This window comes from Flavisolibacter ginsengisoli DSM 18119 (assembly GCF_900129295.1).
In the GTDB taxonomy this organism is placed as follows: domain Bacteria; phylum Bacteroidota; class Bacteroidia; order Chitinophagales; family Chitinophagaceae; genus Flavisolibacter; species Flavisolibacter ginsengisoli.
This window is the reverse complement of sequence record NZ_FQUU01000003.1, coordinates 337,058-361,319: the sequence shown is the minus strand read 5'-3', so window position 1 is coordinate 361,319 and position 24,262 is coordinate 337,058. Positions and strand designations below refer to the sequence as shown.

21 protein-coding genes are annotated in these 24,262 nt (G+C 39.8%); 13 read left to right on the top strand and 8 right to left on the bottom strand.

Annotation, left to right across the window (positions count from 1 at the left end; all coding sequences use genetic code 11):
- Positions 1–11: 11 nt before the first annotated feature.
- The 3 genes from BUA53_RS05390 to BUA53_RS05380 are packed head-to-tail and all read left to right on the top strand — an operon-like array spanning position 12 to position 3,536.
- Entirely contained in the window at positions 12–788 is a 777-nt protein-coding gene (locus BUA53_RS05390) for a glycosyltransferase family 25 protein (protein ID WP_072834232.1), read from the top strand.
- Between the two features lie 20 nt (positions 789–808).
- Positions 809–1,708 carry a hypothetical protein gene (locus tag BUA53_RS05385; protein ID WP_072834231.1) on the top strand — a complete coding sequence of 300 codons (900 nt, stop codon included), beginning with the start codon at positions 809–811 and terminating at the stop codon, positions 1,706–1,708.
- Positions 1,709–1,721: 13 nt separating this feature from the next.
- A complete protein-coding gene (locus BUA53_RS05380) occupies positions 1,722–3,536 on the top strand; it encodes an ABC transporter ATP-binding protein (RefSeq protein WP_072834229.1) in 1,815 nt (604 codons plus the stop codon).
- A gap of 48 nt (positions 3,537–3,584) precedes the next feature.
- Here BUA53_RS05380 and BUA53_RS05375 read toward each other — a convergent pair whose 3' ends face one another.
- The 4 genes from BUA53_RS05375 to BUA53_RS05360 form a co-directional block, all read right to left on the bottom strand.
- Positions 3,585–5,963, bottom strand: a complete 2,379-nt coding sequence (locus BUA53_RS05375) for a TonB-dependent receptor (protein WP_072834227.1) — start codon at positions 5,961–5,963, stop codon at positions 3,585–3,587.
- Between the two features lie 50 nt (positions 5,964–6,013).
- Complete coding sequence (locus BUA53_RS05370; RefSeq protein WP_217652933.1) at positions 6,014–6,283, bottom strand: hypothetical protein; 270 nt, start codon at positions 6,281–6,283, stop codon at positions 6,014–6,016.
- A gap of 159 nt (positions 6,284–6,442) precedes the next feature.
- On the bottom strand, positions 6,443–6,853 hold the full coding sequence (locus BUA53_RS05365) for a response regulator (RefSeq protein ID WP_072834316.1): 411 nt from the start codon (positions 6,851–6,853) through the stop codon (positions 6,443–6,445).
- A gap of 103 nt (positions 6,854–6,956) precedes the next feature.
- Positions 6,957–8,132, bottom strand: a complete 1,176-nt coding sequence (locus BUA53_RS05360) for an acetyl-CoA C-acyltransferase (RefSeq protein WP_072834223.1) — start codon at positions 8,130–8,132, stop codon at positions 6,957–6,959.
- Positions 8,133–8,233: 101 nt separating this feature from the next.
- On the opposite strand from BUA53_RS05360, the gene BUA53_RS05355 reads away from it, so the two are divergent.
- Together BUA53_RS05355 and BUA53_RS05350 are read left to right on the top strand one after the other, a co-directional pair.
- Entirely contained in the window at positions 8,234–9,271 is a 1,038-nt protein-coding gene (locus BUA53_RS05355) for a quinone-dependent dihydroorotate dehydrogenase (protein WP_072834221.1), read from the top strand.
- A gap of 32 nt (positions 9,272–9,303) precedes the next feature.
- Positions 9,304–10,107: a TerC family protein gene (locus tag BUA53_RS05350; protein ID WP_072834219.1), complete on the top strand. Its 804-nt coding sequence runs from the start codon at positions 9,304–9,306 to the stop codon at positions 10,105–10,107.
- On the opposite strand, the gene BUA53_RS05345 is transcribed toward BUA53_RS05350, so the two are convergent.
- A complete protein-coding gene (locus BUA53_RS05345; protein WP_245793017.1) occupies positions 10,104–10,829 on the bottom strand; it encodes an RsmE family RNA methyltransferase in 726 nt (241 codons plus the stop codon). The genes BUA53_RS05350 and BUA53_RS05345 overlap by 4 nt on opposite strands.
- 81 nt (positions 10,830–10,910) lie before the next feature.
- Positions 10,911–12,464 (bottom strand): replicative DNA helicase, encoded by a 1,554-nt coding sequence (gene dnaB, locus BUA53_RS05340; RefSeq protein WP_072834217.1) that lies wholly within the window; start codon positions 12,462–12,464, stop codon positions 10,911–10,913.
- 1,064 nt (positions 12,465–13,528) lie between these two features.
- On the opposite strand from dnaB, the gene pheT reads away from it, so the two are divergent.
- The 3 genes from pheT to BUA53_RS05325 all read left to right on the top strand — a co-directional run bounded on the left by pheT (position 13,529) and on the right by BUA53_RS05325 (position 16,617).
- Positions 13,529–15,949 carry a phenylalanine--tRNA ligase subunit beta gene (pheT, locus tag BUA53_RS05335; RefSeq protein WP_072834215.1) on the top strand — a complete coding sequence of 807 codons (2,421 nt, stop codon included), beginning with the start codon at positions 13,529–13,531 and terminating at the stop codon, positions 15,947–15,949.
- A gap of 10 nt (positions 15,950–15,959) precedes the next feature.
- Positions 15,960–16,244, top strand: coding sequence for a hypothetical protein (locus BUA53_RS05330; RefSeq protein ID WP_072834213.1), 285 nt, complete (start codon positions 15,960–15,962; stop codon positions 16,242–16,244).
- Between the two features lie 70 nt (positions 16,245–16,314).
- On the top strand, positions 16,315–16,617 hold the full coding sequence (locus BUA53_RS05325) for a cell division protein ZapA (protein WP_072834211.1): 303 nt from the start codon (positions 16,315–16,317) through the stop codon (positions 16,615–16,617).
- A gap of 51 nt (positions 16,618–16,668) precedes the next feature.
- Here BUA53_RS05325 and BUA53_RS05320 read toward each other — a convergent pair whose 3' ends face one another.
- Entirely contained in the window at positions 16,669–17,793 is a 1,125-nt protein-coding gene (locus BUA53_RS05320; protein ID WP_072834210.1) for a TlpA disulfide reductase family protein, read from the bottom strand.
- 181 nt (positions 17,794–17,974) lie between these two features.
- Here BUA53_RS05320 and rny point away from each other — a divergent pair, with 181 nt between their 5' ends.
- The 5 genes from rny to BUA53_RS05295 all read left to right on the top strand — a co-directional run bounded on the left by rny (position 17,975) and on the right by BUA53_RS05295 (position 22,920).
- Complete coding sequence (gene rny, locus BUA53_RS05315; RefSeq protein WP_072834209.1) at positions 17,975–19,540, top strand: ribonuclease Y; 1,566 nt, start codon at positions 17,975–17,977, stop codon at positions 19,538–19,540.
- A gap of 140 nt (positions 19,541–19,680) precedes the next feature.
- The gene (rplS, locus tag BUA53_RS05310) at positions 19,681–20,046 is read left to right on the top strand and encodes a 50S ribosomal protein L19 (RefSeq protein WP_072834208.1); all 366 of its coding nucleotides are present in this window, start codon (positions 19,681–19,683) and stop codon (positions 20,044–20,046) included.
- A 133-nt stretch (positions 20,047–20,179) separates the two neighbouring features.
- Positions 20,180–20,404: a Sec-independent protein translocase subunit TatA/TatB gene (locus tag BUA53_RS05305; protein ID WP_072834207.1), complete on the top strand. Its 225-nt coding sequence runs from the start codon at positions 20,180–20,182 to the stop codon at positions 20,402–20,404.
- Between the two features lie 34 nt (positions 20,405–20,438).
- Positions 20,439–21,848: an Asp-tRNA(Asn)/Glu-tRNA(Gln) amidotransferase subunit GatA gene (gatA, locus tag BUA53_RS05300; protein ID WP_072834206.1), complete on the top strand. Its 1,410-nt coding sequence runs from the start codon at positions 20,439–20,441 to the stop codon at positions 21,846–21,848.
- Positions 21,849–21,897: 49 nt separating this feature from the next.
- Positions 21,898–22,920 carry a lytic transglycosylase domain-containing protein gene (locus tag BUA53_RS05295; RefSeq protein WP_072834205.1) on the top strand — a complete coding sequence of 341 codons (1,023 nt, stop codon included), beginning with the start codon at positions 21,898–21,900 and terminating at the stop codon, positions 22,918–22,920.
- A gap of 58 nt (positions 22,921–22,978) precedes the next feature.
- On the opposite strand, the gene BUA53_RS05290 is transcribed toward BUA53_RS05295, so the two are convergent.
- Positions 22,979–24,205, bottom strand: a complete 1,227-nt coding sequence (locus BUA53_RS05290; RefSeq protein WP_072834204.1) for an anthranilate synthase component I family protein — start codon at positions 24,203–24,205, stop codon at positions 22,979–22,981.
- Positions 24,206–24,262: the final 57 nt, after the last annotated feature.

Sequence of the window (24,262 nt, the reverse complement as noted above, 5' to 3'; positions counted from 1 at the left end):
AATGAAAAGATATGGATCAGTTGGAATCATTTTTCAAGAGCCTTGAAAATTATTTTGATAAGATATACGTCATCACCTTATCGCGTGCTACAGACAGGCACCAACACATCAAAGAAGAATTAAAAGGATTAAACTATTCGCTGTTCTGGGGACAGGATAAAGATGAATTTGAGGTGAGTGAGTTAGAAGAGCAGAATATTTATAATGAAGCGCTTGCCAGGAAAGCTCACCGCTGGAATAAACCTATGCCCCCGGGCATGATCGGGTGCTCGTGGAGCCATAAACTAATCTATGAAGATGTAATTAAGAATAATTATAAGCGTGTATTGATTTTGGAAGATGATATAATTATTGACAAAAGCAATATTTCAACATTCCCCCAAATGCTGAAAGAACTTCCCGCTGATTGGGAATTACTTTACCTTGGGTATGAAAGAAATGAAGAATTTAAGCCCGCTTTTTATTTCAAGCAGTTGATGTATCATTTACAAAGAACACTTGGGTTGACACGCTTTTCACATAAAACGATCAGGAATATGTATGCAAAGAAATTATCCCCGCATATTTACTCCTCAGGATACCACGACCATACCCATGCTTATGCAGTTACCAGGTCGGGCGCAGAAAAGCTTAATAAATTGCAAGAGCCTATTCGCTTCTTCCCTGATAACCTATTAGCTTATGCGGCTACAAACGAACTGGTTAAAGCTTATATTACCCGGCCAAAGCTTATAAACCAACTTTCACAGGGCGAAACAAAAAAGCTCAGCACATATATTGGGCACTAATCAATTCTTAACTTTATTTAATGGCGAATGTTCTGGTTTTACAAGCAATTCAGGGAATTGACAATATTAATAAATGCAGGTATGCCATTTTAAAATACCTGGAGGTATATAATTTGAATCCTCCTCCAGATATTGCCATATTTCTTTATACAGATCAGCCCGCCTACTTTGAATCATTTATTCCTTTCTTTTCACTGTTTGGCATCAAAGAAGTTTCGATGGCGCAACGAAAGGAATGGGCAGGTGAGCAGGGAAACAGTGAAAGGGTTTCTATGAAAATACTCGCAGAAGTGGCAACTCATTTCCATGGTAATATCCTTTCCCTGCAGAACAATTGTTATTTGACAATGCCAGTTGAAGCCATTTTTTCAGAACTGGAGGCTGGAAATTACTGTATGCTTTCATGCCTGGGACAATTTGCAAATAATAAAAGTATCCCTGCCCAAAAACTAAAAAAGCTTTTATCAGATAATAATTTCCAAAGCAATGGAAGTTCATTGGAAGTCATAGATCTGAAATTATTCAACCCATCCGTAATTGGTATAAACTCTTCATCCAAAGAAGTGATAGAAGATATAATTGAATTATCAGATCTTTTGTATAAACAGCATCCTCATCCTATTATTGAATCCTTTGCCTACAGTTATTGCCTCCAGGCTAATAAAGAACAAATAAAAAATAGTGATGACAGGGTCGTCTATTTTAAGGACGAGAAGGCTTTACTTCGGTTATTGCGTAGTTTTTTCAATAAGAATGCTGAAGAAAGTGTACCTAACCTGGTAAAGGCTCTAAACAAATTAGACATCGAAGCTATCTGGAAAAAGAAAGAACAATTTGATTCATTGCCGTTTTATAAGAAATGGATCAACACTTTTGCCGGCAAAGGCTGGAATATAAAATCTTACGAAAAGAAAATTTAGAACAGGTGATCATATGAAAATATTAATAGCGCATTTAAAACCTTATAAACTTTTAGTAGCCCTTATTTTAATATTGGCTGCTTTGAATATTGGGTTCTCTCTTATTGATCCGATAATATTCGGAAAGTTGGTAAACCTTAGCAATGCCTTTGTAAAGTCTATAGAGAAAGGAGCAAAGATGGATAAGGAAAGATTTTTCTGGCAATTCAACTGGACAGCCCCCGGAGTTGTCTATTTACTGCTTTGTTCCATTGGAGTTGCTATGATAAGCCGTATTGCTAAAAACTTCCAGGATTACTTTTTAAATGTAATAGTTCAGAAATTCGGGGCTAAGGTATTCACTGATGGTTTGCAACATGCGATGAAGCTGCCTTACCAGGAATTTGAAGACCAGCGGAGCGGGGAAACACTAAGTGTTCTTCAAAAGGTTAGAACTGATACAGAAAAGTTCATAAACAACTTTGTAAATATTCTTTTCACTGTATTAGTAGGGATTGTAATTGTGGCGGTATTTGCTGCAAGCATCTCCCCTCTTTTACCCATTGTTTATTTTGGAGGTATCGCCATATTAATGATCATTTCCAACCTGCTGAGCAAAAAGGTAAAAACAATTCAAAAAACCATTGTTGCCCAAACTACTTCTCTTGCCGGAACAACCACAGAATCACTGAGAAATATTGAATTGGTGAAAAGCCTGGGGCTTACCAACCAGGAAGTCGATAGACTGAATAAGAACACTTATAAGATCCTGGGGCTGGAACTTACTAAAGTAAAGCGCATCAGGAGTATTGGATTCGTACAGGGCACGTTTGTCAATACATTAAGGCAGGTGATACTTTTCATGTTAATGTGGTTCATATTTAAAGAAGAAATGAATGCGGGCCAGTTAGTGACCATGCAGATCTATTCGTTCTTCATCTTTGGACCTTTACAGGATATTGGCAATATAATATTAAGCTACAGGGAAGCTGAAGCCTCTCTTAATAATTACAATTCCTTAATGCAAAAAAAATCTGAACCTCAGCCGGAACATCCTAAACACCTGGGCCCTATCAGCCAGCTGGAATTCAGAGAAGTTAGCTTTAAGCACCAGACTGCCATGCATAAAGCGATTGATAATATTAGTTTTCAAACGCAGAGGGGAGAAACCATTGCGTTTGTTGGACCCTCCGGTTCAGGCAAATCCACCCTTATGAAATTATTGGTTGGTTTATATCGCCCGCAACAGGGCAATATCTTTTATAATGGCCTTGATGAAAACAAAATTCACTTTGACGACCTGAGGAACCAGATAGGATTTGTTACGCAGGATACACAATTATTCAGTGGAACAATAAAAGAGAATCTCATGTTCGTAAATCCATCTGCCAGTGATGAAGACCTGGTGGAAGCACTGACAAAGGCGTCCTGTCAAAACCTTTTATTAAGAGCAGAAAAAGGTCTTGAAACCATGATTGGCGAAGGTGGCCTAAAGCTTTCAGGTGGAGAAAAACAAAGATTAAGTATCGCAAGGGCATTACTCAGAAAACCAAAGCTCCTGATCTTTGATGAAGCTACATCTGCTCTTGACTCACTTACGGAAGAAGAGATCAATAAAACCATCCGGAATGTATCTTCATTCAATGACCAGATCACGATACTAATAGCACACCGTCTATCAACTATAATGCATGCAGACAGGATCTTTGTATTGGAAAAAGGCCTGATCATAGAAACAGGAACACATGAAGAGTTGTTAGAAGAAAAAGGATTGTATTATGCAATGTGGAGACAACAAATAGGGGAAAGAAAAAATACACCGGTAACAACACCTGCCATTTCCAATTAAGTAATTAAAAAGACCCCGGAGAAAGGGGTCTTTTTAATTATTTTGACTTTAAAATACAATAGGAATATTAAGCCGTACCATAAAATTACGACCCGTATTAAATACACCTCTCCTTCCGGTCATTTGATTAACGTCTGTATATTTCAAACGGCTTAAATGACTCTGGTAGGCAACATCAGCAATATTATTGCCCATGAGGTAAAGGCTGAATAATGTTTTATTCTTATTCTTGATATCAGCGCTAATACTGGCATTTAATAAAGTATATCCCGGTGTGGCTGTTTCTGTTCCGAAAGCTGTGAAAGGTTTGTTTTGGGGGAAAGTATGATCTACTTCAAATTGTAAATGAAGATCCCTCAACAGTTTCCCATTTTTCATTAACTCGGCCCTTAATTCACTTATCCATTTGGTAGCCGGTATAAACGGAACAGTTTTTACATTTTCTATAGGCGTAGCAAATTGACCTCTTACATAAGACAAAGTATTCTCAAAATGAAACCAATCCAATGGATGTGGATGAATGTCCAATAAAACTTCACCCCCATAAAGCGTTGCGTTTCGCTGGTCAAATTTATATGCTGGTATTTGGTCTCCATCAACATTCACTAATGAATCAGATCCATTAGCTCCCATCAACTTGGTGTAGAAAATAAAATTGTTGATCCTGTTGTAAAATGTACTGGCTGTGAATAAAACATGTTCTGAATTCAATTCTATTCCTACATCTCCCTGCCATGATTTTTCAGATCCTAATCCGGCATTTCCATATTCATACCTGTTAGTACCCTCGTGTGTTCCATTAGAGGCAAGCTCCGGGATACTTGGAGCCCGAAATCCACGAGCAAGATTAATTTTAAGCAATAAGCGTTCTGTCGCTTCATAACTTACACCAAGACTACCCGAAACATTGGAATAGTTCTTAGCAATGCTATTGAATTTTACAGCGCCATTTTCTTCCAGGTAACTGGCTTGAAGTGAACGGTTATCAAAACGTATTCCCCCGCTAATGGTTGATCCGCCTATGGTTTTTTGAGTGTATAAAAAGCTTCCGATATCAAATAAATGGTATTCAGGTATCAGCACCTCCACGCCTTTATTTCTATTCTGTTGAGCCATACCACCCAAACCAATAGAATGGGTCCAGCCATTCTTATCTGCTAAATGATAGATTGTACTATAATTAAAAGTATTCAGGTCAAAATCCAGGCTCTTTTGAGATGGTATGTTTGTATTACCAAATTCAGTACGCTGATTTCTTTGCCAACCGGTATTTACACTCAACTTTCCAGCTCCCACCTTGAAGCTGTTATCACTTATCAATTTTAAGTGATTTACATGCTGATAAGGCACCTGTGGATCCACACTATTGAAATCATTTTCCGTGGGCAATTGTTCTATACCTCCAGGAAGTGTTTTCACAAATTCACCTTGCTCATTCCTGATGCCTTCTATTACTCCCAGCTTCTGGTTAAAATTACTCGCTATCAAATGCGAAAATCCCCATGATCCATTGTATCCTATGTAGCCACCTATATTGTGTTCATTGAATTTTGAATTGAATACAGGTCCATCAAATTTATTCCTGTAATCTCCTGCAGCTTTATAATCCCCCCAGGCATTCCAGTTAAAACCATTTTGGTTGCCTCCCAAACTTGCGTATAAAGACCGTTGCTTATTATTTGTTTGATATCCTGAAAGGATATTGCCTTTAAAACTGTTGATCGGCGCAGGATTGGTGGTAATAATATTAATAACCCCTGCCATAGCATCACTGCCATAGATAAGCGAAGCTGGTCCCTTCACGATCTCCACTCTACTAACACTGTTTTCATCTATTTCTATTCCATGTTCATCGCCCCATTGCTGCCCTTCCTGCCGGATACCATCATTCACCACTACCAGCCTGTTATAGCCTAACCCCCTGATGATAGGCTTGGAAATAGCAGGTCCTGTAGACAATTGATTAATACCGGGTTGCCGGGTAAGGGCATCTATAATATTAGTGGACGGTGTGGTTAGTAATTCAGTTTTATTGATCCGGTTGATGGGAATAGGTGTTTTTCTCATACTGCTTGCTGCGCCAACAGCAGTAATAGTAATACCCTCATTCATAACATAAGTTGAGGTTAAGGCAAAATCATGTACATCATTTCCCTTCAGGTCAACATGTTCCACCAATGTTTTATATCCTGAATAAGTTACTTCAATGATGGAATGTCCTAATGGAATATTGTCAAGTACATAATTTCCAAGACTATCGGTAAACGTTCCATTTTTGGAATCTGCCAGCAAAATACTTGCGCCTGCCAATGGCTCGCCGGTCTTCAGATCAGTGATCTTTCCTGAAAGTTGATTTTTCTTAATATCCTGAGCAAAGGAAATAGATATAGTAAGGCTGAGAATAGATAACAGGATTATCTTTTTCATTCAATAAATGATTTGCTAACATTAGGTAATACGTAAACTCTTAACTGTTGCTAGCAAACGGGAGGACTTCTTCCCGCATCGGATAAAAATGGAGTTTCTATGAAACTACTCTGGAAAGAATGGTAAGATCGTATGTGACCCTGGTAAGGAATGACACCTGTTTCGCATTTTTCATAAATAAATGGAATAGTTACTACCAGTTCATCGAAATGGCAGTTAATTCCCTGTATATGCATGCAATTGGTCTTTACGGGACCATGTGTACAGGAAATAGTGTCTTTATGTTGAGCAACAAGATCATGAATAAATGCCTTTGGCATAGCACTTACCATGAATACAAATAACAGTAAAAACGATACCGACTTTCTTATGGAGATCTTTATTATCAAGTTGCTTATGCTTACTGTTGACCGTGATTTTTAAATTCACAGCAAAGTAAAAGCATTGCAACCAAGCTGCAATATCAAATTTAGTTAAGACTATGAGTGGGCAAGGATAGATCCAAAGCTGTTGATGATCTGTTTATATTCATCGAATCTGTACGGTTTGGTATAATAGGAGCTGGCACCCAATAGTGCACATTTCTCCCTATCCGCATTACTATTAGATGTCGTAAGGATCACAACGGGTATATCAGCAAGATGAGGTTGCTTTTTAAGATAATGTAAGGTTTCCGTACCATCCCATTTCGGCATGTTCAGGTCCAGGATGATCAATGCTGGAAGATCAGATGTATTGATTGAATTTAAATATTCAATGGCATCTGCTCCATTGGAAGCACAAACAAGATCAGCATTAGTACCGGTTTCAGTTATCGACAGGCTCATAAAATACCGGTCGTCCATGTCATCGTCAACGTAGAGGATTTTGGTGGGTTGTGGAAGTGGCATAGGTTGCATTTTGGTGTTAACCAAACTTAACAATTTCTACCCATAAATGCAAGGATATGTGAGATTAAATATGTTGATTATTAAATGCTTAGCTCATCAATAACTACAGGTTTTCAATAATTCCTGCTATACCTTGACCCCCACCTACGCATGCTGTTACCATTCCATATTTTTTACCCGAGCGTTTCAAATCTTTTAAAACCTGGATGGTCAACTTGGCTCCCGTACATCCTAATGGATGACCCAAAGCAATAGCGCCCCCGTTCGGATTTACTTTTTCCGGATCCAATCCAGCTTCCCTGATGACCGCAATAGACTGGGAAGCAAAAGCTTCATTCAACTCTATAGTGTCTATATCACCAAGATTCATATTAGCCTGCTTTAAAACTTTTGGAATAGCTGCAACAGGCCCAATTCCCATTATCCGGGGCTCTACGCCAGCCGATGCACAAGCTACCAGTCTTCCTATTGGAGTAAGACCCAACTGCTTAACCAGTTTTTCACTCATAACAATTACAAATGCAGCCCCGTCACTTGTCTGTGATGAATTACCAGCTGTTACGCAACCGCCAGCGGCAAATGCCGGCTTTAATTTCGACAATACCTCTACAGACGTGTCCTTCCTGGGACCTTCATCAATAGCTACTGTAAAGCTCCTTTTCTGCCTTTTGCCTTTATCGTCAAGGTACACCTCTTCCACTTCCATAGGTAGAATACCTTCCTGTAAATACCCCTTATCTATAGCATTGATTGCCTTTTGATGCGACCGGTAGGAAAACTCATCCTGGTCCTCCCTGCTAACCTTATATTCCTTAGCCACTTCTTCCGCTGTAAGACCCATGCTTAAATAATAATCAGGATCATCTTTGGCAATAGAATAGGAAGGCACAGTTTTCCACCCTGCTGTAGGCACTAGGCTCATGCTTTCTGTTCCTCCAGCAATTATGCAATCTGCCATTCCCATGCGGATCTTAGCTGTAGCAATTGCAATTGTTTCCAAACCAGAAGCACAATACCTGTTCACAGTCATCCCTGGAATATCATAACCAATGGCGCGGGCAGCAATGATACGTCCCACTTGCAAGCCTTGTTCAGCCTCCGGTACAGCATTACCAACTATTACATCATCTACTAAATTCTTATCCAGTTGGGGCACCGATGCCAATAAGCCTTTTATAAGGTTAATGGCCAGGTCATCCGGTCTGTAAAATCTAAAACCACCTTTTTTAGCTTTACCCACTGCTGTTCTGTATCCTGCTACTATATAAGCTTCCTGCATACCTTAGAGATTATACTTAAAAGTACAGAATTTGTGTTTTAGTTGCATCAACAACCAATTTGCCTGCCCTAAATACTCTCAATTACTATCTTCGCACACCCATGTACAAGTTTCTTCGGCGTATTTTATTTCTTTTTTCACCTGAAACAGCTCATTCCATTTCAATGGAATTATTGAAAACGGCCTGTTCAGTTTCTTTTGTGAAAAACATCTTACATAATTATTTTGCAGCCCCTCAAAAGGAAGTCAAACTCTTTGGTATACATTTTAAAAATCCTATAGGTCTTGGAGCAGGTTTTGATAAAAATGCACAATACTTACGGGAGCTTGAAGTCCTGGGCTTTGGTTTTGTAGAAATTGGAACTGTTACTCCTAAGCCCCAGCCTGGTAATGATAAGCCAAGGGTTTTTCGCCTGCCGGCTGATAAGGCATTGATCAACAGGATGGGTTTTAATAATGATGGCGTAGAAGTGATCGCTGAAAGATTAAAGCGGTGGAGAAATGCTGAAACCTCACAAAATCTCACACCATTCATTATTGGAGGCAATATTGGCAAAAACAAAATTACACCCAACGAGGAAGCATGGAAAGATTACGAGATCTGCTTTAATGCACTTCATCCTTATGTTGATTTCTTTGTGGTAAATGTTAGTTCACCCAATACCCCAGGATTGAGAGAACTGCAGGAAAAAGACGCTCTGAAAAAAATACTGATGCACCTGCAGTCTTTGAATCAAGCATTCCCTGTAGCTAAGCCCATACTACTGAAAATTGCTCCGGATCTTTCCTGGTTACAACTGGATGATGTGATTGACCTGGCTAATGAAATAAAGCTTGATGGGCTCGTGGCTACAAATACTACTATCAGCAGGGACAAACTTTCCATCTCCACCGACCAAATACAATCAATTGGCGCGGGAGGGCTTAGTGGTAAACCATTGGAAGAACGATCAACAGAAGTACTGGCTTACATCACTGAAAAAACAAAGGGCACCATACCTGTGATAGGTAGTGGCGGAATTTTTACCGCTGCTGATGCCAAAAAGAAGATGAGTGCCGGTGCTTCTCTTTTGGAAGTGTGGACCGGTTTTATATATCAAGGTCCGGTTATTGTTAAAAAGATCTGTAAGTCATTATAACCATACATACACCCAAAATAGTTTCCCTATTCATGGAATATTTATTTACAACAGAGAGTTTAATAAGTTTTATAGTTCTTGTCATATTAGAAGTAGTGCTGGGCATTGACAATGTAATATTCGTCAGCATCATCATTAACAGACTTAAAAATGAAAACAAGAAAAAAGCCCGGCGAGCATGGATGGTTTCCGGCATCATTATCAGGAGCATATTGTTAATGGGATTAAGCTGGCTGTTATTACAGAAGGGAAAACCATTGTTCACACTTTTTGGTAAAGGCTTTGACCTGGCCAGTCTTGTTATGCTTGTTGGAGGCTTGTTCCTGATCTATAAATCTGTAAAAGAGATACATGGAAAACTGGAAGGGGAAGACCATGAAGATTACCAGTTAAAGCCTGTACATCTTTCATTAATGCAAGGCATTGTACAGATCATGCTCATTGATACTGTTTTCTCTTTCGACAGCGTGATAACAGCTGGAGGCACAGCCAAACATGTGGAAATAATGATTGGTGCTGTTATTATTGCCATGATCATTATGTTTTTATTCAGTCCTAAAATATCTTCTTTTATCCATAAGCATCCAACACTTAAAATGCTTGCTCTTTCTTTCCTGGTAATGATAGGATTAAGCCTTGTCATTGAAGGATGGGATGCTGAAAGTGCAGAAACACTACACCTGAAAAATTATATTTATTTCGGTATGGCCTTCTCCTTCCTGGTGGAAGTGCTGAATATGACCATGCGCAAGAAATCTGCTAAAAGAAGAGTAGTGAAATTACACGAACCTGTATTGAATGAAGACACACCTATTGATTCCGATTTAGCTCATTAATGCGCAATACAAAGTAAGGTTGCAGCCACAAGGCCGGCAGTTTCTGTTCTCAACCTTGTTTCGCCAAGAGCAACAGGGATAAAATCGTGGGATAGAGCTTGTGAAATTTCTTCTGAGGTAAAATCTCCTTCAGGCCCTATTAGCACAAGCGTTGAAGTACTCTCTTCACGTGAATTATAATCGAACAGCGATTTCTTGTCGCTCTCCACACAATGTGCAATAAACTTTTGCATATAGTTTTCCTTGTTCAGCACATTTCCAAAATTTGTTGGTTCTTGCAATTTTGGTAACATAGATTGCTGCGATTGCAGCATTGCACTTACAAGGATATTTTGCATCCGCTCATACCTGAATTTTCCTTTTTCTGTTCTTTCACAGATCATTGGATAAATCTCACTGACACCAATTTCTGTGGCTTTTTCAAGAAACCATTCAAACCTTGCGGTGTTTTTAATAATAGAAATTCCAACTGAAACTTTCCTCTTTCGTGGTGTATCTATTTCAGATGATAAAATATCCACCACACACTTTTTCCTGTTGCCATCAACAATCCGCGCAATCACTTTTTTCCCTTTCCCATCAGTTAGCAGTAATTCTTCTCCCCTTTTCATTCTCAACACCATTACCACATGCTTTGAGGTGTCTTCATCAAGTAAGATGGATTTAGCATCCAGGTTTGCAACATAAAAAAAAGGCAGGGCCATACTGCGAAGAAAATTCATTTTTATTATAAACAATAGAATGGTTCTTCCGGTAATAAAAAAAGCTCCCATGAGGAGCTTGTATAATGGAAAAGTTAGTAACTAAAATGGATCTTCATCGTCGGGAAGGTCATTCATTTTGCTTCCAGTCTGTATGAACATTCTGGCGCCTCCATTGCCATCATTGCCAGATACAGGCTTGAAATTAGAAGGCATGTTAAAGGAGCCAAAATCATTGCCTCCGCCATCTTCCACAAATTTTTGAATGTGTAGCAGGGCCCTGAGCTTGATCGTTTCCAAAGAACCATTCCGGTGCTTGGCAATACGAACGTGTGTTTCCCCCCTGTTATTATCTCCCATTTCATCCTGGGTGATATCATAGTATTCAGGACGGTAGAGGAACATTACCATATCTGCATCCTGTTCAATGGCTCCGGATTCCCTCAGGTCACTCAATTGTGGCATCTTATTTCCATCCTTCCTTTTTTCCACCTCACGGCTTAACTGTGACAGTGCAATAATTGGTACCTGCAGCTCTTTTGCCAATCCTTTTAATGATCTTGAGATAGTTGAGATTTCCTGTTCACGATTGGAATTTCTTTCGCCGGTACCGCTCATTAACTGCAAATAATCGATAATGATCAGGCCGATATTCGCAGTATTCTTCAAACGGCGGCATTTAGCCCTTAATTCAAAGATGTTCAATGCGGCGGTATCATCAATGTAAATGGGGGCCTGGGCCAACCTTTGGATACCCTTTGCATACAGCTGCTTCATCTCATGCTCCTCCATTTTTCCACGGGAAATCTTTTCCAGGTGGATCTCACTTTCAGCAGAGAGAATACGTTGAACCAGCTGCCCGGCACTCATTTCTAATGAAAACAGTGCAACAGGTGTGGATTTGGTGGCACTCAGGGCTGCACTACGGGCAAGGTTGAGGGCGAAAGCCGTTTTACCCACCGCAGGACGGGCTGCAAGGATAATAAGGTCAGTACTTTGCCATCCATAGGTCACCCTGTCCAGCGAAGGGAAGCCACTAGGTACACCAGTAATGTCTTCGTTCTTATGTCTCAGATCCTCAATACGTTGTATGGTCTTTACCAGTACAGAATCGATGGATTCGTAGTTGTTCTTTAAGTGATTGCTGGTTACTTCATACATTTTGCTTTCAGCCTGGTCCAGCAGGTCAAAAACATCGGTACTGTCCTCATAGGCATCAGAAATGATCTCTCCACTGATACGGATAAGTTCTCTTTGTATGAATTTTTGTAGGACGATCCTGGAGTGCGCCTCTATGTTAGCTGAAGAAACAACGGCGTTGGTAAGCTTGGTCACATAATAAGGACCCCCAACAATGTCCAGTTCCTCTCTGAAGCGAAGCTCTTCAACAACAGTTAAAATATCTATAGGCTGGCTTTTATTAGCCAGGCTTTGCATGGCTTTATAGATCCTTTGATGCGCATCTACATAAAAACATTCCGGCTTTAGGATCTCTATTACTGCATCAAATGCACCCTTTTCCAGCATGATCGCTCCCAGCACTGCCTCCTCGAGGTCTTTGGCCTGGGGCGGCACCTTTCCATAGATCATTGTGCTGAGATCTAAAGGGGCTTTTCTCCTATTCTTTTTATCCCGATTGAGGTTAGTAAGATCCATAATTCAAGTACGTCAAAAAGTTAAACCATTGATTTTTTCGATCAATGACCTATAGGGGCTTTCAATTAGTTTGGCTTTATTAATTTATTGTTATCAGATTATTATCTGAAGGGTCCCAGTAAGTCAGACGGCGAATATAAATGCAGGCATAAGTACTAAAATCATTTTTTCGATGAATATTTTAATTCACAGAAAATTCATTCAACACTCACATTAATATACCCCTTATACACATTGATTACCAAAATATCCACAAAATTGGATTTTTTTGCGCAGCTTTCAGTCGCTTGTGCACAAGTTTTGTCAAGAAATATATTGGCAAAAACATTTGGTGGAATGATAGAAACTACAGAATGGAGTTTTATGCCTGAAAGCGCTCTTTACATTGCTTAATTAATATCTATAACTGTTGCGGGGCCTGCCTGAAACCAATTCAATTCGCATTGTGAAAAGATTTTTATGCCTTTTATTTACCGGGATACAGTAAAAGGGTTATTTCAATTCTGAGTAGGTTATCCGCTAAAATCCTCCATATACTATAAACAGAAATTACCGGGTAGAAGCTCATTATATGCCATCTGCATTTTCTCGTTTAACCCGCAAAGTGAAATAGGGATAGAAAATTGAATTTGAAGTTATGTATAACAAGCAGCCTGGAAGAAGCTGTTCCAGGTAAAGAACTCTTTAGCTTAATAATACCTGCATTGGAACTATTAGCCATCCAAAGGATAAAATCTAAACAAAGGAGGGGATGTCCCATAGATATCCCGAAGATATCCCGAGGATATCCCGAGGATAAGCCGACTCTTATAGAGTCGGGATATCCTCGGCTTATCTATGGTTTATTTATGGGAAAATCTTGAGAGATGGTGAAAGTTGCCTTGACCATGAGAGCTATTCATGGTAGTTTCATGATGGTTAGGGAAAGGGAATAAATTAAGAGTAAATGGAAAGAATTTACGACCAGGGAATTGTTATATTGGTATTTCAGTTTTTATCCCCGTTGGGAATAGAATCAGCAATTCCGCCCCAGTCTTATCTTTGCCGACCTACAATCTATTATAATGACTATTTCATATAAATGGCTAAGTGAATATCTGCCTGTTACCATCGATCCTGATCGCCTTTCGACAATCCTGACCTCTGTGGGCCTGGAGGTGGAAAAAATGGAGCAGTTTGAAGAAGTAAAAGGCGGATTAAAAGGCCTTGTAATTGGTGAAGTATTATCATCAGAACAGCATCCCAATGCTGATAAATTAAAGCTTACAAAAGTAGACATAGGTTCTGGCGAATCGCTTCAAATAGTTTGTGGTGCTCCTAATGTGGCTGCCGGTCAAAAAGTGGTAGTGGCCACAGTTGGCACAACTATCTATCCTTCTTCAGGCGATCCGCTTACTATGAAAGTTGCTAAGATCAGGGGGGTGGAAAGCTATGGTATGATTTGCGCTGAGGATGAAATAGGAATAGGTACTTCACACGCAGGAATAATGGTGCTCCCGGCAGACGCCCAAGTTGGAACTACTGCAGAACAATATTTTCAACCTTTTAGTGACACCATATATGAAATCGGACTTACGCCAAACCGAATGGACGCCATGAGCCATTGGGGTGTTGCCAGAGATGTTTGTGCCTACTTGTCACACCATGATAAAAAAGAGGTAAAGCCTTTATTGCCAAAACTTGATTTCAAAGCAGATACCAACTCCTTAAAGATTGATATTACAATAGAGAATAATAAGGCCTGCAAAAGGTATTCGGGTGTATGTCTTTCCAATGTGCAGGTGAAAGAGTCGCCAAAATGGTTGCAGGAAAGATTAAAAGCCATTGGATTAAGACCTATCAATAATATAGTAGATATTACAAATTTCATTCAGCATGAAACTGGCCAACCATTGCATGCATTTGACTATGATAAAATAAAAGAACATAAGGTGGTGGTGAAGACCATGAGTGAAGGAACGCTATTCACTACTCTGGATGAAAAAGAAAGAAAATTGAATAGTGAAGACCTGATGATCTGTGATGCTGCAGAACCGATGTGTATTGCTGGTGTTTTTGGTGGAATGCACAGTGGTGTTACCAATAAAACAACTAATATATTTCTTGAAAGTGCCTATTTCGATCCAATATTTATCCGTAAGTCCTCCTTCCGTCATGGATTACGTACAGATGCTGCTACAAGGTTTGAAAAAGGGATAGATATATCCAATACGGTTAACGTAGTTAAAAGAGCTGCAATGCTAATAAAAGAAATTGCAGGCGGTAATATAGCATCTGATATCGTGGATCTATATCCTGATCCACAGCCAAAGCCACTGGTATCTATCAAATACCATTACCTCAAAAAATTAAGCGGTAAAAATTACCATCCCGAAACGGTTAAAAATATCTTACAAAGCCTGGGATTTACCCTTGAAAGAGACAGCATGGATACATTGACAGTGGCAGTGCCTTATCACAAACCCGATGTTTCTTTGCCCGCGGACCTTGTGGAGGAAATATTGCGAATAGATGGCCTGGACAATATTGATATCCCTACTACCATCAGCATCTCTCCTTCTATTGAAGAAGATTACAGGGGCGAGATCTTAAAGGAAAAGATATCCAATGTATTAACAGGTCTTGGCTTTACGGAGATATTAACCAATTCCATAACCAATGCGGCTTATTTCTCTCCAGAAGAATTGAAGAACAGTGTAAGGTTGCTGAATAACTTAAGCAGCGAACTTGATATTATGAGACCCTCCATGCTCCATACAGCTTTGGAAGTAATATCATTCAACATAAACCGTAAGAATAACAACCTTCGCTTTTTTGAATTTGGAAAAACTTATGCTTCCAACAGTGTAGGTAAATACAATGAAAAGTCACACCTGTGTTTATATTTAACAGGGCAGTTAGGAGAAACACAATGGAAGGAAACTGCAAAGGCTTCAGACATTTATTATTTGAAGGGATTGGCAAAATCAATTCTTGCTACCCTGGGAGTAAAGACAGATGCTTTTGACATGTCAGAAAGTAGTGAACTGGAAGCAGCACTCTCTGTTATTTATAATGGGGAAAGAGTAGCTGAGCTTGGAAAGGTGCGAAATGACCTTATGGCCAAATTTGATATAAAGCAGCCGGTATTCTTTGCGGATCTTTACTGGGATACTATTATAGAGGTGGGCAATAAAAAAGTTCAGTTCAATGAGATCTCCAGGTATCCTTCTGTGGAAAGGGACCTTGCTATAGTAGTTCCGAAAACTATGAAATATAAAGATATCAGTGAGCAATTATCCAAACTGCGGTTGAACAAATTGCAACAGGTTCGCTTATTCGATGTATTTGAAAGTGAGAAACTAGGAAAGGATAAAAAGTCAATGGCCATCAATCTCACATTTATGGATGAAGAAAAAACATTGACCGATAAGGAAATTGATACATGGATGAACAAGATAATGAATACCCTGGAAAAAGAGCTTAATGCTGAAGTAAGAAAATAAACCTTTACTTATGACCATAGATCAGCAATTCACCATCATCAATGAAAAGTTGCAGCAATTGCTGAAGCAATACAGCCGCTTGCAAAAAGAGAATGAACGGCTGAGGTATGAAGTGTCTGATCTGAAAAAGAAAGAATCTCTTGTAGCACAAAAGATGGAGGAAATGCAGGAACAAATAACTATTCTTAAGGTGGCTTCCGGAGAATTAAGTGAAAAGGATAAAAAGGATTTCGAAAGGAAGATAAACCAATATATAAGAGAGGTGGATAAGTGTATCACTTTTCTCAGCCAGTAGAACAAATCATTTTGCATACCGGCTATCCAGTTAGAATATTTTTTTCAAAATGCACCACAAATAAACAACCATGACTGAAGAATTGATCCCATTAAACCTATTGATTGGAGACAGAACCTACAGGGTTAGGGTGCAGCCCAAAGACGAAGAGGTAGTTAGAAAAACCGTGAAAACAATCAATGACAAAATGCTGGAGTTTAAAACGCATTTTGCGGGTAAAGACATGCAGGATTATATCGCCATGGTGTTGGTATGGTTTGCTACGGAACAAAATGCATCTATTTCCAATGTAGTGAATATGGATAATGTGAGCAGCAGGCTACAAACGCTTGAAAAGATGATAGACGGGGTAATAGATCCGTCAGTAAAATAAGAAAGCCGCTCCCGGGAGCGGCTTTCTTATTGTCATTTGATAGTACTGTTATTATAACACTTCACTTAATTTCTTTTCCAGTTTATCACCATTCAGATTTTTGGCAATGATCTTTCCCTGCGGATCTATCAATACATTCTGTGGTATAGCCCTGATGCCATATGCTTTAGCAACTTCATTGTCCCAAAACTTCAGGTCACTAACATGGTTCCATGTAAGTCCATCATCATGAATAGCCTTCATCCACTTTTCCTTGGCATTAGGCCGGTCCAGGGATACACCCAGCACCGTGAAGTTTTTATCCTTGAATTTATTGAATGTTCTAACCACATTGGGGTTTTCTGCACGGCATGGTCCACACCAGCTTGCCCAGAAATCTACCAACACATATTTTCCTTTAAATGAAGAAAGAGATACTGGCTTATCCAGTGTGTCATTCTGGGTAAAGTCCATGGCATAACTTCCAACAGCTGTTTTCTTAGCTATGTCTATAAGGTCTTTCAGAGCTTTAGCGGACGTTCTTTCTTTCTGGGCAGCAGGCAATGCATTGTATAATGGTTCAACTTTGGCAGGATCTATATCCCAACCAGCATATTGCTGCAGAGCATATAAGGCCAATGGAGAGGATGCATGTTGGTGTAAAAACGAACCATATACTTTTTCCTTCATCTGATCATCCACCTCATTCATCTTTTCTTCCAGTTTGGCCATCGCTTCTTTATCGGAAGCTTTTTTTGCATTGCCATATTCCTCGTATAATTTATCCAGTGCCGGCCTGAACTCTTCCTGTGCTTTCTGAAGTTTTTCCAGGTCTGCCTGGCCGGATGAACCTGAAACCTTATTGTTTTTGATTGAATCCTTTGCCTTGATCTCAATTTTGGCTGGCTCAAGGTAAAAGTTCATACCCTGTTGCTTTGCTCTTTCTTCACCGGGTTGTTTTACATATTTTACAGTAAGCATAGCCACTGTAGGCTCAGCTACTGTACCCTTGAATGTGAATTCTCCATCTTTTAAACTGGCGCTATCTCTTTTATAACTATCTCCATCACGGTAGCCAAAATAAACCTTGTCAACAGGTTGAAAAGACTCCAGTTTACCTTTCACTTTAAATCCTCCGACGGGTGCCTGGGCAAAAGAAGTTGCTGGTATTAAAAGAAATAAGAAGAGTTTCTTCATTTTATAATATTTATATATGCAATTTTAAAAAAATGTTCAGACAATTGATCACCGTTTATACATAAAGGTTTGTTAGCACTTTAAATAGAGCTGGTTTTGTATCTTCGCCATCTGCCAATAAAAGGCGGTATGACAACTTATTATACATATATCAACCACCAAATTTTTAAAATTCTGAGAAATGGACCTCAATATAATTACAATCATCATAGCTGTAGTAGCCCTAGTGGCTGGTATTATAGCGGGTAAATTCATATTTGCCCAGGACACGCGCAAGAGAATAGACGAAGCAGATTTACAGGCTCAATCACTGATCAAGGAAGCACAACTAAAGGCTGATACCTATAAAAAAGAAAGAGAACTGGAGGCTAAGGAAAGGTTTGTTCACCTGAAGTCGGAGCATGAAAAAGAGGTGATGGAACGCAATCGCAAGGTGCTGGAGGGTGAAAACAGAATCAAACAAAAGGAACTTACGCTTAACCAAAAGACTGAACACCTGGAGCGCCAGATCAAAGAGAATGACGCTATCAAACAAAATCTCAACCGGCAAATAGAGGTTGTTAATACACGACAGGCCGAACTGGAGAAGCACCAGGAAGAGCATACGCGCAGGCTTGAAAAGATCTCCGGGCTTACCGCTGAAGAAGCAAAGTCGCAGTTGGTGGAAAGCCTGAAGCAGGAAGCTCATTCACAGGCTTTAGGACTGCAACAGGAGATCATTGATGAAGCCAAACAAAAGGCTAATAAGGAAGCACGTAAGATCATTATACAAAGCATTCAAAGAACAGCTTCTGAACAGGCCATTGAAAATGCCATCACAGTTTTCAATCTTGAAAGTGATGAGATCAAGGGCCAGATCATTGGTAGAGAAGGAAGGAATATCAGGGCTATTGAGGCTGCCACAGGTGTTGACCTTATTGTTGATGATACTCCTGAAGCAATAGTCCTCTCCTGCTTTGACCCATTACGCAGGGAGATTGCCCGTTTAAGTTTGCAAAGACTGGTGTCTGATGGTCGTATTCACCCTGCACGTATTGAAGAAGTGGTAGAAAAAACCCGCCGCCAACTGGAAGAGCAGGTAATGGAAATAGGAGAAAGAACAGTAATTGAATTGGGGATACATGGTTTGCATAAAGAATTGATACGTATCGTAGGTAAAATGCGTTTCCGCTCCTCTTATGGCCAAAACCTGCTGATGCACAGCCGGGAAGTAGCTAATTTGTGTGCCGTCATGGCTTCGGAATTGGGCCTGAATCCCAAACTGGCTAAAAGAGCAGGATTGTTACACGATATAGGTAAGGTGCCCGATGAAGAAACAGAATTAAGCCACGCATTGCTTGGAGCCAAGTTGGCTGAAAAGTATGGCGAGAATCCTGCCATTGTGAACGCCATTGGTGCGCACCACGATGAAATGGAAATGCAATATGTGATCTCACCAATAGTACAGGCCTGCGACTCTATAAGTGGTGCACGCCCGGGTGCCCGCAGGGAGATCATGCAGCAATACCTGCAAAGGATAAAAGAATTAGAGAACCTGGCACAGGCTTATAATGGAGTTGAAAAGGCATACGCTATACAGGCTGGCCGCGAATTGAGGGTGATTGTGGAAGCTGATAAGGTTTCAGACCAGGACAGTGAGAAGCTATCGTTTGAGATAGCCCAGAAGATACAAACTGAAATGACCTACCCTGGCCAGATCAAGGTAACAGTGATCAGGGAAAAAAGAGCAGTGAACGTAGCCAGGTAAAAAATACTTAAGGAGAAAAAAGTTAAAACTGAGCCTTCAATTCAGCAATTGGGCTCAGTTTTTTAATTTTTGCTTTCCTGTTTTGACATTTCTCCCTTACCTTTGCCTCCCGAATTTTTCGGGATTTAAAATTTTGAGTTATGAACGCTGCAATTGCCTACGTACACGAACAATTAACAGGCAAAAAGGAATTTCCTAAGTTTAAAGCCGGTGACAACGTTACTGTTAACTATAAGATCATAGAAGGTAATAAAGAAAGAATCCAGTCTTTCCGTGGTGATGTGATCAAACTTCAGGGTGAAGGCGCAACAGCTACTTTCACTGTACGTAAGATCTCTGATGGCGTTGGTGTAGAAAGGTTATTTCCCTTCTTCTCTCCAAACGTTGAATCAATCATTGTGAATAAATCAGGCCGTGTTCGTCGTGCCAAGTTGTTCTACCAGCGTGGAAGAAGTGGTAAGAGCGCAAGGATCCAGGAAAAGAAAAGAGCAATTGAAACAGCATAAATCGTTAATCTTTTTAAAAAAGCGGAAGTCGAACCTTCCGCTTTTTTATTGCATTAAAATCTTAGCTACCTTGCTGTCAGCTTTATTTCTAATACCTTTGTATTCTTAATTCTTCATTTAATAAATCCATTTTATGGGCCCTCTAGGTTTTAATGAAATCCTGATCATCCTATTGATCGTGTTATTATTGTTTGGTGGTAAAAAGATTCCTGAACTGATGCGTGGTCTTGGACGCGGAATGCGCGAATTCAACGATGCTAAGAATAATGTACGTCGTGAGATTGAAGAAGGAATGACAGAAAAGGAACGCACGGCCAATACTACAGCCAGCACTCCATCTTCTACTACTCAACCTTAATTTTTCACCCTTAACCATTTCTGACCAGGTTTAGGTGATCAATTACCAATCTATTGAAGAGTATCATGACCGTATAAAAAGCGGCCAGACTTCTTGTAAACAGGCAGTTCAAAGCTGCCTTTTTTTAATTGAGCAATTCAAGGAGCTTAATGCTTTTATTGAGGTTTTTGCAGAAGAAGCAATTGAACGGGCCTTATTCCTGGATAGCCAGGAAGTCAAAGGCAAACTACATGGTGTAGTAATAGGTATTAAAGATAATATTTGCTATAAAGACCATAAGGTTTCGGCTGCTTCCCGCATACTGGAAGGGTTCACTTCTTTATATTCTGCCACTGCGGTGGAAAGACTTTTAGCAGAAGGTGCCATCATTATTGGAAGGCAAAACTGTGATGAGTTTGGTATGGGTTCTACCAACGAAAATTCTGCCTACGGCCCCACCCTGCATCCTGATGATCATTCAAGGGTGCCAGGAGGATCCTCCGGCGGTAGTGCAGTAGCTGTAAAGAAAGGGATGTGCATGGTATCATTAGGTAGTGATACCGGCGGTTCTGTGCGTCTTCCGGCAGATTATTGTGGAATTGTAGGTCTTAAGCCGGGCTATGGAACTGTTTCCAGGCATGGTTTGATCGCCTATGGCTCTTCATTCGACCAGATTGGGATATTAGCTAATAATGTTGCTGATGTCGCAATAGTATTAGATGTGATCTCAGGACCTGATGATTTTGACAGTACTGCTCTACCGGCTAAGCCCACAAATACACAACAAAGTGATAAGGAAGAAAAATTCAGGATTGCCTATTTTCCGGAATGGATCAATCACCCTTCTATTGATCCAGAGATCTCTGTCCAGATAAGAAAATATATTGAGAAGCTTGAAGCAATGGGACAGGAAGTGAAACCCGTAAGTTTTGATCTTACAGAGTACATAGTTCCCACATATTATATATTAACCACAGCGGAAGCTTCTTCCAATTTATCCAGGTATGATGGTATCAGGTATGGAAAAAGCGCTGGCGAAACTGAAGACCTTGCCAGTTTTTACAGATCTAACCGGGCCCATGGGTTTGGAAAAGAGGTTAAGCGCCGTATTATGCTTGGAACATTTGTGCTAAGTTCTGGATATTATGATGCCTACTATACCAAGGCGCAACAGGTAAGGCAACAACTGTATCAGCAAACTAGGTTGATTTTCAATGACTTCGACTTTATAATCGCTCCCAATGCTCCTACCATTGCACCCCTTTTAGGAGAAAAGAATAAGGATCCGCTTGCAATGTATATGGGCGATATTTTCACTGTTTTTGCCAATTTAACTGGAATCCCTGCTATTAGTTTACCAGTATTTAAACATTCCTCTAACCTTCCTTTTGGTTTACAAGTAGCTGCAGGTGGTCAGAATGAGGTATCTTTGCTACGCTTTACGCATCAACTGATGCAACAATAAAGGCGAGTAAGGAACCTGTGTGATTTGACTCATCCCGTAAAATTTTGTGATGAACAAACTTTTATTGTTGGCTACCATTCTTCTCATGAGCCTGACTATACAGAGCCGTGGTGCCATACATTCTCTTTCAACCGAAATTAAAAGATCAATTGCTGACTACAAGGATTCCACTATTAAGGACCTGTCTGTTAATGATCCCAAGAATGCATTTAAAAATCTCTTTGAAACAGAGTCTGCTACCGGTATTAATATTACCCGGTTAAATCCTAAAGCCATCAGCTTTGTGCAGGATTATATTGAGGAAAATGGCGCACGTTTAAACAGGATGAAATCCTGGGGCAAGCCTTATTTTGATTTGATAGGTTCTGTATTTACCGAACAAGGTCTGCCTATTGAGTTAAAATACCTATCGGTTATTGAATCAGATCTAAAATCTTCAGCTACTTCATGGGCTGGTGCTGTAGGACCGTGGCAGTTTATGCCGCAAACAGCAAGGGATTATGGATTAAAGGTTAACCGAAACAAAGATGAACGCAGGGACTATTATAAGAGCACTAATGCTGCTGCCAAATATCTATCTGACCTATATGATATTTATAATGATTGGCTACTTGTAGTTGCAGCCTATAATTGCGGAGCAGGTAATGTTAATTCAGCCATTCGCAGAAGCGGTAGTCATAATTTTTGGGATCTACAGTATTATCTACCTGCTGAATCAAGGAATCATGTAAAAAAGTTCATTGCCACTCACTATATTATGGAAGGTGATGGAGGGTTAACTACTATAACAAAAAAAGAAAGGGAGAACTTAATTCCTGAACAAACGGTTACTGATCCTACAGCCTCGGTTTTGAAGATAAGTGGTAAGTACACATCTTTTGCTATAGCCAACTCAATTGGAATGAATATTACCGATTTCAACAGGCTAAATCCAAACTTTGATAAAGCCATTGCAGGCAATAGCTCATATGATATGCGTTTGCCTGCTGAAAAGACAACGTTATTTCAGCAAAATAAATCACAGATACTGGAGCAATCAATACAAATGATGCTTGCAGAATCGTCAAGGTAAAAATATAATAATTAGTTTACGTAGTACTAAATGCAGGAGATGACCTCCTGCATTTGTATTAATAAGGACCTGCTGACGAGGACAATACTGCCTTAATGGCTTCAGCCTTTAATAAACATTCCTCCCACTCTTTTTCCGGGTCACTATAAAAGGTAATCCCCGATCCTACCTGGTAAGACAGGTACTTTTCAGTTGCATTATACATGATGCTTCTAATCACAACATTAAAATCAAAATCTCCATTGGGTTTAAAGTACCCAACACAACCAGAAAAGATACCACGGCTTTGCGATTCATAATGGTCAATGAGTTGCATTACCCTGTGCTTTGGAGCACCGGTCATAGATCCCATAGGAAAACAAGCTTCAAGTATGCTGGAAAAAGAAGTATTACCTGGCAGCTCACCGCTAACAGTTGAAACAAGGTGATGCACATGTGGAAAAGTGTAGACACCAAAAAGTTCTTCCACCTTTACAGAATCTTCTTTACAGATCTTAGAAAGATCATTGCGCACCAGGTCCACTACCATTACATTTTCCGATTGCTCTTTCTGGCTATCTTTTAATGCTTCTTTTAATGTTTCATCCGCTGATGCATTTAGTAAGTCGCGTTTGATGGTGCCTTTTATTGGCTGTGAAATGAGTTTATTACCCGTTTTTTGTAAGAAGCGTTCAGGACTTGCACATAAAAGGTATTTATCGTTCAACCTGTATAATGCAGAAAAAGGATTGGGAGAAAGATCAACCAGTTGCTGATACACATTAACAGGATCAAGTGAACAATTATTAGCATAGAACTCCTGGCAAAAATTGATCTCATAGCAATCTCCTTTTACAATATGTTCCTGTAGTTGCCTGACTTTAGCAATATATTCCTCCCTGCTCAATGATTGCGAAAACTCATATGCGGTTAATTGTCGAGGAATATGGTTAGGTGTATTTAAAATGGCATTATATACCTCCTCCGGATGTTCTGCATAAATGTGTAGGCAGTTTCCAGTCAGAAGCACTACTTGCGCTGGTATGAAGAAATAAAGAGGTGGAAACCCTACCCTGTTTGTTTTAGGAGGAAAATGATGCCATACATTTTTCAGATCATAAGATAAATGCCCAAATATCCACTCTGGATTATCTGCCAGAAAATGGTCTAACTTCTTAAGATCAATAGCTGCAGCATAGTCTTGTTGCCCTGTAGCGAGCAGGCATTCATATTGGTGTGATTCATCAGCATATTGCTGGTTGTCCAGGAAACTAAAAATGTTGAACTGGCTGGCCCAGCTCAACATTTTCTTTTTTACCTGAACTACATCACCAATAGGAAAGGTGGAGCTGTTCAGTGTGTT